General features: G+C 60.7%; 11 protein-coding genes and 1 tRNA gene. All 12 read right to left on the bottom strand.

The window, feature by feature from the left end; genetic code table 11:
* Positions 1-116 precede the first annotated feature (116 nt).
* Positions 117-722, bottom strand: a complete 606-nt coding sequence (locus tag RKP46_RS01145; RefSeq protein WP_311104929.1) for an NADH-quinone oxidoreductase subunit J — start codon at positions 720-722, stop codon at positions 117-119.
* A 12-nt stretch (positions 723-734) separates the two neighbouring features.
* On the bottom strand, positions 735-1,223 hold the full coding sequence (gene nuoI / locus RKP46_RS01140) for an NADH-quinone oxidoreductase subunit NuoI (protein WP_311104928.1): 489 nt from the start codon (positions 1,221-1,223) through the stop codon (positions 735-737).
* Positions 1,224-1,233: 10 nt separating this feature from the next.
* Positions 1,234-2,286 carry an NADH-quinone oxidoreductase subunit NuoH gene (nuoH, locus tag RKP46_RS01135; protein ID WP_311104927.1) on the bottom strand — a complete coding sequence of 351 codons (1,053 nt, stop codon included), beginning with the start codon at positions 2,284-2,286 and terminating at the stop codon, positions 1,234-1,236.
* Entirely contained in the window at positions 2,283-4,610 is a 2,328-nt protein-coding gene (gene nuoG, locus RKP46_RS01130; RefSeq protein WP_311104926.1) for an NADH-quinone oxidoreductase subunit NuoG, read from the bottom strand. Before nuoG ends, nuoH begins: the two co-directional genes overlap by 4 nt.
* Before the next feature lie 11 nt (positions 4,611-4,621).
* Entirely contained in the window at positions 4,622-5,923 is a 1,302-nt protein-coding gene (gene nuoF / locus RKP46_RS01125; protein WP_311104931.1) for an NADH-quinone oxidoreductase subunit NuoF, read from the bottom strand.
* Between the two features lie 26 nt (positions 5,924-5,949).
* Positions 5,950-6,423, bottom strand: coding sequence for an NADH-quinone oxidoreductase subunit NuoE (gene nuoE, locus RKP46_RS01120; RefSeq protein WP_311104925.1), 474 nt, complete (start codon positions 6,421-6,423; stop codon positions 5,950-5,952).
* Positions 6,423-7,676, bottom strand: a complete 1,254-nt coding sequence (locus RKP46_RS01115; RefSeq protein ID WP_311104924.1) for an NADH-quinone oxidoreductase subunit D — start codon at positions 7,674-7,676, stop codon at positions 6,423-6,425. The genes nuoE and RKP46_RS01115 overlap by 1 nt, the downstream gene beginning before the upstream one ends.
* Complete coding sequence (locus RKP46_RS01110; RefSeq protein ID WP_311104923.1) at positions 7,669-8,274, bottom strand: NADH-quinone oxidoreductase subunit C; 606 nt, start codon at positions 8,272-8,274, stop codon at positions 7,669-7,671. Before RKP46_RS01110 ends, RKP46_RS01115 begins: the two co-directional genes overlap by 8 nt.
* Before the next feature lie 39 nt (positions 8,275-8,313).
* On the bottom strand, positions 8,314-8,790 hold the full coding sequence (locus RKP46_RS01105; RefSeq protein ID WP_300332544.1) for an NADH-quinone oxidoreductase subunit B family protein: 477 nt from the start codon (positions 8,788-8,790) through the stop codon (positions 8,314-8,316).
* Positions 8,791-8,796: 6 nt separating this feature from the next.
* Complete coding sequence (gene ndhC / locus RKP46_RS01100; RefSeq protein ID WP_311104922.1) at positions 8,797-9,171, bottom strand: NADH-quinone oxidoreductase subunit A; 375 nt, start codon at positions 9,169-9,171, stop codon at positions 8,797-8,799.
* Positions 9,172-9,230: 59 nt separating this feature from the next.
* Positions 9,231-9,315, bottom strand: a tRNA-Leu gene (locus RKP46_RS01095).
* A 67-nt stretch (positions 9,316-9,382) separates the two neighbouring features.
* A complete protein-coding gene (gene secG / locus RKP46_RS01090; RefSeq protein ID WP_311104930.1) occupies positions 9,383-9,754 on the bottom strand; it encodes a preprotein translocase subunit SecG in 372 nt (123 codons plus the stop codon).
* Positions 9,755-9,771 lie beyond the last annotated feature (17 nt).

Raw genomic sequence — 9,771 nt, 5'->3', positions numbered from 1 at the left:
ATCGCGCCCAGGATCAGAAAATGGGACAGTGTGAGCAAGGTGCCTCCCTGATTCCTTTTGCTTCGGGCGACACAGTACGGCCGCCCGGTCTTGTACCTGTGTTTTGCTGTGATCGCCTAAGTGTCGCGCTTTTCGGCCGGCATCGAGAGAACGCGCACGCGATCCTTCGCCTTGACGAAAACCTGCTGCCCCGGACTTACCGCCTTGTTCTTCCGCTTCTCGCGCTGAGTCAGGGCGACGGCGGCGACGATCCCGACCAGCAGGATGACCGATGCCAATTCGAAGGGATAGACGTAATCGGTGAACAGCAGGCGTCCGACCGCCTGCACGTTGCTGTCCTCAGCGGTCGCCTGTCGCACACTGCTCTCCAGCAAACCAAGGTGCCGACCGCCAAGAACGAGAGCCATTTCGGCGACCATCAGCAGCGCAATGATCGACCCCAGCGGGAGATAGCTCCAGAAACCCTCACGCAAACGATCCAGATTGATGTCGAGCATCATCACGACGAACAGGAACAGGACCATCACCGCACCGACATAGACCAGGATCAGCGCCATGGCGAGGAACTCCGCCTGCAGCAGCATCCAGATACCGCTCGCCGAGAAAAAGGCGAGGACGAGGTAGAGGGCGGCATGTACCGGGTTGCGCGCAGTGATGACGCGCAACGCCGCCAGCAAGAGCACGGCTGACAGAAAAAAGAAAACGAAGGTTCGGAATTCCATCGTGGCGCCCCGTCAGCGGTACTTCGAATCGAGCGCGCGGTCGGCGGCAATCTGGGTTTCGTACCGATCGCCATTCGCCAACAGCATCGCCTTTGTATAGTAGAGGTCTCCACGCACTTCGCCGTGGTACTCATAGATCCTGGTCTCGACGATCGCGTCAACCGGGCATGCCTCCTCGCAGAAGCCGCAGAAGATGCACTTGGTCAAGTCGATGTCGTAGCGCGTCGTGCGGCGCGAACCGTCGTCTCGCTGGTCGGACTCGATGGTAATGGCCATCGCGGGACAGACCGCTTCACAAAGCTTGCAGGCAATGCAGCGCTCTTCGCCATTCGGATAGCGCCGCAAGGCGTGCAGGCCACGAAAGCGGAAGCTCTGCGGGGTCTTTTCCTCGGGATATTGCACGGTGATCTTGCGCGCGAACATGTAGCGCCCGGTAACCGACAAGCCCTTGAACAGCTCCCTGAGCAGCAGGCTGTTGAAAATCTCCTTCATCGAACCCATGACTGGCCTCTCACTGCCAAATGTTCAAAGGCGACATCATCCAGCACCCGACGACGACCAGCCAGATCAGACAGAGCGGAATGAAGACTTTCCAGCCCAGGCGCATGATCTGATCGTAGCGGTAGCGCGGGTAAGTGGCGCGCACCCAAAGGAAGATGAACAGGACGGCGGAAATCTTCACGAACAGCCAGAAAATGCCATCTGGCAGGAAACCGACCGGCGACAGCCAACCGCCCAGAAAGAGGATCGAGGTCAGCGTCGAGACCAGGATCATGTTGGCGTATTCGGCCAGGAAGAAGACCGCAAAGGCCATGCCAGAATACTCAACGTGGAAACCAACGATCTCCGACTCGCCTTCGGCCAAGTCGAAAGGCGCCCGGTTGGTCTCGGCCACGATGGCAACCAGGTAAACGACGAACATCGGGAGTAGCGGCAGCCAGTTCCAGGAAAGGAAACCAATCCCTTTTTCAGCAAAGTAGCCTTTGCCCTGTCCCTGCACGATGTCGCCCAGGTTGAGGCTGTTCGATACCATGAGGACGACGACCAGCGCCAAGCCCATTGCGACTTCATATGAAATCATTTGCGCCGCCGAGCGCATGCTGCCGAGAAAGGCATACTTGGAGTTCGACGCCCAGCCGGAAAGAATGATCCCGTACACGCCGATCGAGGTCACCGACATGATGTAGAGCAGGCTGGCATCGACATCAGCGAGGACGAGATGGTCGGTAAACGGAATCACGGCCCAGGCGGCAAGAGCCGGCGCGAAGGCGAACATCGGGGCCAGAAGGAAAACGCTCTTGTCCGCTCCGGTGGGAATCACCACCTCCTTGAGCAGCAGCTTCAGGCCGTCAGCAATCGGCTGGATCAGACCCCAGGGACCAACACGGTTCGGGCCAATACGCACCTGCATCCAGCCGATGACCTTGCGCTCGACGAAAGTAAGATAGGCGACGCCGAGCAGGAGGGGAGCAATGATCAGGACGATCTTGAGCACCGTCCAGACGAGCGGGAAAACCGGCCCAAACAAGCCTTGCAACATTGCCTGCAGCGCTTCCACCATCATGCTCGCTCCACGTTGATCGCACCGAACATCTCGCCCAGCGTCGCGGTCGACGCGTGGCCAGCAGCGACACGGATGCAGTCGGGAGGCACCGTAGCGTCGGCGACGAGCGCCAACAGCGCTTCGCCACCAGCCTGTTTGACCCGTACCGTGGCGCCTTCGCTCAGCCCTAGCCTGGCCAGCGTGGCAGCGCACAGACGAGCCGCCGGTGCTGCCGCGTCGCGTGTCTTCTGCAAGGCCGGCGCGCGCCGAACGAGCGCGTCGGCAAAATGAATAGGCACGTCGGCAATACGCTGCAGACCGCCAGGTTTTGCCGGCAGCGAGAGTGCTACCTCGCGCAAGCCGTTATCCAGTCCGGCAACGAAGCCTTCGGCGAGCGGCGTGATGTCGGCACGCACCTGCTCGCTCGTTTCGTAGGCAAAGCCGGGCTGCTCAAGCAGGTTGCCGAGCACACGCAGCACCTTCCAGCCGGGACGGGCGTCACCAAATGGGCGTAACGCGCCGCTGAAGCTCTGGATTCGCCCCTCGGCGTTGACGAATGTACCGGAGGTCTCGCTGAATGCCGCGATCGGCAGCAGCGCGTCGGCGTGCTCGCGCACTGCGCCGTCACCAAACGCGCTGAGAACGACGACAAAGTCAGCCGAGCGCAGAGCGGTAGTCGCCAGTTGCGGGTCGTAGCAGTCGAGCTCGGGTTCGACGCCAAGCAGGACATACGCCTTGCGCGGCTGCGCGAACATCTCGCGCGCGTTCAGCGAGGTCGGCACTGCTTGCGCCAAGTGGCCGCCAACGCTGTTCGCCGCTTCACCGATGAAGCCGCAACTTGCCCCGGTCAAACCGGCCAAAGCGTTGGCCAGGGCGTGCAACTGCGCGGCGTAGGGACTCTGCTCGGCAGCATTGCCGAGAAAGATCGCGCTTTTTTCCCCTTCGATCAGGCTTCGCGCAATGGCCTGACTGGCCGCGCATGTGGTCACCGATTGCACGCCCGCCGGCACCGGCTTGCCTTGCTGCTCAGCCGCAGCTTTTACCACAGCCGCCAGCGCCGCCGGCAAGTCCGCCGGGGAAACGGCCATCTGCGCATGCAACGGGAGCAAGGGATCGTCGGCGCTGACCGAGACGAGGCTGACCTTGCCCCACTTCCTCGCCAACTGGCGAAGACGTTGCGCGAACAGGGGATGGTCCTTGCGCAGGAAGCTGCCGACGACCAGCGCCGCGTCGAGCTGGGAGATTTCGGCCAGCTTGAGGCCGAGCCAGGGCACCCCGAGGCGCTTGCCGTCGGTTGAGAAATCGCGCCGCCGCGGACGAAAATCGACACTGCCTGAACCCAGGCCGCGCATGAGCTTCTGGAGCAGGAACAGTTCTTCCAGCGTCGCGTGCGGCGAACCCAGAGCAGCAACCGACTCGCCGCCGTGCTCTCTGGCGATATCGCGCAAGGCGTGCGCGACATAGTCCAGGGCAACGTTCCACTCAACCTCGCGCAGCGCCCCGTCGATGCGGATCAGCGGCTTGCCCAGGCGCGCCGGGGAGTTCAGCGCTTCGTAGGAGAAACGGTCCTTGTCGGAGATCCAGCACTCGTTGACGTCCTCGTTTTCGCGCGGCAGGGCGCGCATGACGACGTTGTTCTTGATGTGCAACGTCAGGTTGGCACCCAGGCTATCGTGCGGGCTGATCGAACGACGGCGCGCCAGCTCCCAGCTGCGCGCCGAATAACGAAAAGGCTTGGAGGTGAGCGCGCCGACCGGGCAGAGGTCGATCATGTTGCCGGACAACTCGGAATCGACCGAGCGACCGACAAAGGTGACAATTTCCGAGTGCATGTTGCGGTTCGCCATACCCAGTTCCATGACCCCGGCGATTTCCTGGCCAAAACGCACGCAGCGAGTACAGTGGATGCAACGCGTCATCTCCTGCATCGAGATCAGCGGACCGACATCCTTGTGCATGACCACACGCTTGCTTTCCTGGTAGCGTGACGCACCGCCGCCATAACCTACCGCCAGATCCTGCAACTGACACTCGCCGCCCTGGTCGCAGATCGGACAGTCGAGCGGGTGGTTGATCAGGAGGAACTCCATCACACCCTTCTGTGCCTTGACGGCAAGATCGGAATGTGTGAAGACCTTCATGCCGTTGGTTACCGGTGTAGCGCAAGCGGGCAGCGGCTTCGGGGCTTTTTCGACCTGGACCAGGCACATGCGGCAGTTGGCGGCGATCGACAGCTTCTTGTGGTAACAGAAGTGCGGGATGTAGGCGCCCACCTGTTGCGCGGCATCCATGATCGTGCCGCCATCCGGCACGTGCGCCAGCTTGCCGTCAATTTCGATGTCCATCGTGTCGTACCCTAAACGCTAGCCTTGAAGAAGCCACTGCCGGCGCGCTGCAGCTCAACGGGCACGAGGCACTTCCTGTGTTCGATGTGGTACGCGAACTCGTCGCGAAAATGCTTGATGAAGCTCTGTACCGGCATTGACGCGGCGTCACCCAGTGCGCAGATCGTCCGCCCCATGATGTTGCTGGTCACGCTGGACAACAGATCAAGGTCGTCCGACCGTCCTTGGCCATGCTCGATGCGGTACACCACCTTGTACAACCAACTCGTTCCTTCGCGACAAGGCGTGCACTGCCCGCAGGATTCCTCGTAGTAGAAGAAGGAAAGGCGCTCAAGCGCCTTGACCATGCACGTTGTCTCATCCATCACGATCACCGCGCCAGAACCGAGCATCGAGCCGGCTTTGCTGATCGAATCGTAGTCCATCGCGCATTCCATCATCGCCGCCGCCGGCACGACCGGGGCCGACGATCCACCGGGAATGCAGGCTTTCAGCTTGCGCCCGTGGCGCATGCCGCCGGCCATTTCGAGCAGGGTCGCGAAAGGTGTGCCGAGCGGAACCTCGTAGTTGCCCGGTCGATTGACATGACCGGACACCGAAAAGAGCTTGGTTCCGCCGTTGTTCGCCTTGCCGGCTTCGAGATAGGCCTCGCCGCCCAGGTTGATGATGTAGGGAACGGAGGCAAAAGTCTCGGTGTTGTTGATCGTCGTCGGCTTGCCGTAGAGACCGAACGATGCCGGGAAAGGAGGCTTGAAACGCGGCTGCCCCTTCTTTCCTTCGATCGATTCGAGCAGCGCCGTCTCTTCGCCGCAGATGTACGCGCCATAGCCATGGTGCGCAAAAAGTTCGAAATTGAACCCCGAGCCGAGAATGTTCGCGCCCAGAAAACCCGCTTCTCGCGCCTCGGCGAGTGCCTCCTCGAAGCGCTCGTAGATCTCCCAAATCTCGCCGTGAATGTAGTTGTAGCCGCGCCCGGCACCCATTGCGTAGCCCGCGATCACCATGCCCTCGATGACCGAATGCGGGTTGTAACGCAGGATGTCGCGGTCCTTGAAAGTCCCCGGCTCACCTTCGTCGGAATTGCATACGACATACTTGTCGCCGGGGAACGAGCGCGGCATGAAGCTCCACTTCAGGCCGGTCGGGAAGCCCGCGCCACCACGCCCACGCAACACCGACTTCTTGACCTCGTTGATCACCTGTTCCTGCGGCAGCTTGCCCTCGAGCACACGGCGTAGCGCGGAATAGCCTCCCCGTTTGACGTAATCGGCCAGGCGCCACGCGTTGTCGCCGTCCAAACCGACGCTGAGCATCGGGTTGATTGCCCCAAGGATTGCCATTACTTGAGCTCCGCCAACAGTTTGTCGATCTGCTCCGGGTCCATCCAGCTACACATCCGGCGGTTGTTGACGATCATCACCGGCGCATCGCCACAGGCCCCCATGCACTCGCCTTCCTTCAGCGTGATCAGACCGTCGGCAGTCGTTTCGTTGTAGCCAATCCCGAGTTTCTGCTTCAGATATTCACCGGCATCGACTCCCCCGCTGAGCATGCACGGCAGGTTGGTGCAGACCGAGATCTTGTACTTGCCGACCGGCTTGAGGTCGTACATGTTGTAGAAGGTCGCCACCTCAAAAGCGGCTATCGGTGGCATTGCGAGATGGCGGGCGACGAACTCGATCGCCTCGCCGGGCAACCAGCCCAGCTCTTCCTGGGCGATGGCGAGCGCCGCCATCACCGCCGACTGCTTCTGATCAGCCGGGTACTTGGCTATTTCGCGATCAATTCTCGCGATCGATTGTGAACTCAACATCAGCGGTCAATCTCGCCAAAAACAACGTCCTGCGATCCAATGATGGTCACTACGTCGGCCAGCATGTGGCCACAGACCATTTCGTCCATGGCCGACAGGTGAACATACCCCGGCGCGCGGATCTTCAACCGATACGGCTTGTTTGCCCCGTCGGAAACCAGATAGATGCCGAACTCGCCTTTCGGATGCTCGACCGCCGAATACACCTCTCCTGCCGGAACATGGATTCCCTCGGTGCACAGCTTGAAGTGGTGAATCAGTTCTTCCATGTTCGACTTCATCGCTTCGCGGCTCGGCGGAGCAACCTTGTGGTTGTCGGTGATGACCGGGCCCGGGTTCTGGCGCAGCCATTCGATACACTGCTTGACGATGCGATTGGCCTGGCGCATTTCCTCCATGCGAACGAGGTAACGATCGTACGAGTCGCCGTTCACACCCACCGGAATGTCGAAGTCGACCCGATCGTACACCTCGTACGGCTGCTTTTTGCGCAGATCCCAGGCGATCCCTGAGCCACGCAACATCGGCCCGGTGAAACCACGCTGCAGCGCACGCTCGGGCGAGACGACACCGACGTCAACCAAGCGTTGCTTCCAGATTCTGTTGTCGGTGAGCAGCGTCTCGTACTCGTCGAGCAGTTTCGGGAAGCGGCTCACAAAATCTTCCAGGAAGTCGAGCAACGAGCCGCTGCGCACCTCGTTGAGCGCCTTGACCTGCGTCGCGCTGCGCCATTTCGACTCGCGATACTGCGGCATGCTGTCGGGCAGGTCACGGTATACGCCGCCCGGGCGGTAGTAAGCCGCGTGCATCCGCGCACCGGACACCGCTTCGTAGCAATCGACCAGATCTTCGCGCTCGCGGAACGCGTAGAGCACCATGGTCATCGCGCCGACATCGAGGCCGTGGCACCCGACCCAGAGCAGGTGATTGAGAATGCGCGTAACCTCATCGAACATCACGCGAATGTACTGGGCACGAATCGGTACTTCGATCTGCAGCAGACGTTCGATCGCCATGCAATAGGCGTGCTCGTTGCACATCATCGACATGTAGTCAAGCCGGTCCATGTACGGCACCGATTGAATCCAGGTCTTGTTCTCGGCGAGTTTCTCGGTCGCCCGATGCAGCAAGCCGATGTGCGGGTCAGCCCGCATGACGACCTCACCGTCGAGTTCGAGCACCATGCGCAGCACGCCGTGTGCCGCCGGGTGTTGCGGCCCGAAGTTCAGGGTAAAGTTGCGCAGTTCAGGCATTGTCGGTGTTCCCGTAAGTCGCCTCACGAACGATCCGCGGCGTCACCTCGCGCGGCTCGATGGTCACCGGCTCGTAGATCACGCGTTGCTGATCCGGGTCATAGCGCATTTCGACATAACCCGAAAGGGGGAAATCCTTGCGGAAGGGGTGGCCAATGAAACCGTAATCGGTAAGAATGCGCCGCAGGTCGGCGTGTCCCGGGAAGACGATGCCGTAAAGGTCGAAAGCCTCGCGTTCAAACCAGTCAGCGCAGTTCCAGATCCCAGTCACCGAAGGCAGTGACGGGAAATCGTCGTCCGGCGCGAAGGCGCGCACACGCAAACGCCAGTTCCGGCTGACCGAAAGGAGGTGCACGACCGCCGCAAAACGTCGGCCGACGCGCGGCGCGTGGCCGTAGGTCGAGTAATCGATGCCACACAGATCGATCAATTCCTCGAATGCCAGGGCGGGTTCGTCGCGCAGCGACATCATTACAGGGAGATAATCGGCCGCATCCACCTCGAGGGTGACCTCACCGAAGGCCACCTCAAGGGACTTGACTCGATCACCAAGATGCGTGTTCAGCGTGTTGCTTAGCGCTTCCAGCGTGGCGGACATGAGTCACACTCGTGGTTGGTTGGGGGGTGTGGGGGAAGACTAACGGGCGATCGTGCTCGTTCGACGAATCTTGTTCTGCAACTGGATCAGACCATAAATCAACGCCTCGGCCGTTGGCGGGCAACCCGGCACGTAAATGTCGACCGGAACGATGCGGTCACAACCGCGCACGACCGAATACGAGTAATGGTAGTAGCCGCCCCCATTGGCGCACGAGCCCATCGAAATCACCCAGCGCGGCTCGGCCATCTGATCGTAGACCTTGCGCATTGCCGGCGCCATCTTGTTGGTCAGCGTACCCGCCACCACCATGACATCGGACTGGCGCGGACTGGGCCGAAAGACGATGCCGAACCGGTCAAGGTCGTAGCGCGAACAACCGGCGTGAATCATCTCGATGGCGCAGCAGGCGAGGCCGAAGGTCATCGGCCAGAGCGAACCCGTACGGACGTAGTTGATCAGCTTGTCCGCCGTCGTGGTCACAAAGCCTTCTTGCAGGATGCCCTCGATGCCCATGATTCCTCACTCCCAATCCAGAGCGCCTTTGGCCCAGGCGTACACGTAACCGACGACCAGGATGGCGATGAAGACCAGCATCTCGACGAAGCCGAACCAGCGCACCGACTCGGTACTGACGATCTCCTTGAAGATCGTCGCCCACGGCAGGAGGAATGCCACCTCCAGGTCAAACAGAATGAAGATGATCGCGATCAGGTAGTAGCGCACGTCGAACTTCATGCGCGCATCTTCGAATGCCTCGAAGCCGCATTCGTAAGGCGAGAGCTTTTCGCTGTCCGGTCGGTGTGGGGCGACGATCATGCCAGCGATGACCGGCGCAAAGCCGAAGGCAATACCGATCAGTATGAAGACAAATACAGGGAAATAGCTTTCCAGCATGATCCGCCCCACAAGCCCTTCAGTTCAATCCCCAGCCATCCGCCACGGATGGCTTCTTCTGGTGCCGACGATGAGACTCGAACTCATACGACCGAAGTCACTACCCCCTCAAGATAGCGTGTATACCAATTTCACCACGTCGGCACTACTACAGGCAGCGAGGACATCAAACCGAGGGGAACTGCACTTGCCACACCGCCGCCATACCCAATTACTTGGGAATTTCCTTCGCCTTCGAATCAGCATCCGCGGGTAGCGCACTCTTCTCGGTGCCGGCTTCCGGCGCCACTGGAACGGGTGCCGATTTTACCGCATCCTGCATCACGCTGCCAGACGTTTTTGGCTTGCTTGATGCGAGATAAGCCAAGGACAGGCTGGTGACGAAGAAGACGGTCGCCAGGACTGCCGTCGTCCGGCTGAGAAAGTTGGCCGAGCCAGTGGCACCGAACAGGCTGCCCGAGGCTCCGCTGCCGAAAGCAGCCCCCATGTCGGCTCCTTTGCCATGCTGAACGAGAACCAGGCCGATCACCCCCAAAGCCGCCAGGATGTGCACTACAAGTAGGAGAGAGAAAAGGTAGTCCATGCGCCTCCAGGTCGACC

Source organism: Accumulibacter sp. (assembly GCF_031732815.1).
Lineage (GTDB): Bacteria > Pseudomonadota > Gammaproteobacteria > Burkholderiales > Rhodocyclaceae > Accumulibacter.
This window is presented reverse-complemented; position numbering and strand designations above follow the sequence as displayed.

What these genes read in the sequence shown, in the direction of transcription:
- RKP46_RS01145 (WP_311104929.1), bottom strand. Translation starts at nt 722, where the DNA reads ATGGAATTCCGAACCTTCGTTTTCTTTTTTCTGTCAGCCGTGCTCTTG.
- nuoI (WP_311104928.1), bottom strand. Translation starts at nt 1,223, where the DNA reads ATGGGTTCGATGAAGGAGATTTTCAACAGCCTGCTGCTCAGGGAGCTG.
- nuoH (WP_311104927.1), bottom strand. Translation starts at nt 2,286, where the DNA reads ATGATGGTGGAAGCGCTGCAGGCAATGTTGCAAGGCTTGTTTGGGCCG.
- nuoG (WP_311104926.1), bottom strand. Translation starts at nt 4,610, where the DNA reads ATGGACATCGAAATTGACGGCAAGCTGGCGCACGTGCCGGATGGCGGC.
- nuoF (WP_311104931.1), bottom strand. Translation starts at nt 5,923, where the DNA reads ATGCTCAGCGTCGGTTTGGACGGCGACAACGCGTGGCGCCTGGCCGAT.
- nuoE (WP_311104925.1), bottom strand. Translation starts at nt 6,423, where the DNA reads ATGTTGAGTTCACAATCGATCGCGAGAATTGATCGCGAAATAGCCAAG.
- RKP46_RS01115 (WP_311104924.1), bottom strand. Translation starts at nt 7,676, where the DNA reads ATGCCTGAACTGCGCAACTTTACCCTGAACTTCGGGCCGCAACACCCG.
- RKP46_RS01110 (WP_311104923.1), bottom strand. Translation starts at nt 8,274, where the DNA reads ATGTCCGCCACGCTGGAAGCGCTAAGCAACACGCTGAACACGCATCTT.
- RKP46_RS01105 (WP_300332544.1), bottom strand. Translation starts at nt 8,790, where the DNA reads ATGGGCATCGAGGGCATCCTGCAAGAAGGCTTTGTGACCACGACGGCG.
- ndhC (WP_311104922.1), bottom strand. Translation starts at nt 9,171, where the DNA reads ATGCTGGAAAGCTATTTCCCTGTATTTGTCTTCATACTGATCGGTATT.
- secG (WP_311104930.1), bottom strand. Translation starts at nt 9,754, where the DNA reads ATGGACTACCTTTTCTCTCTCCTACTTGTAGTGCACATCCTGGCGGCT.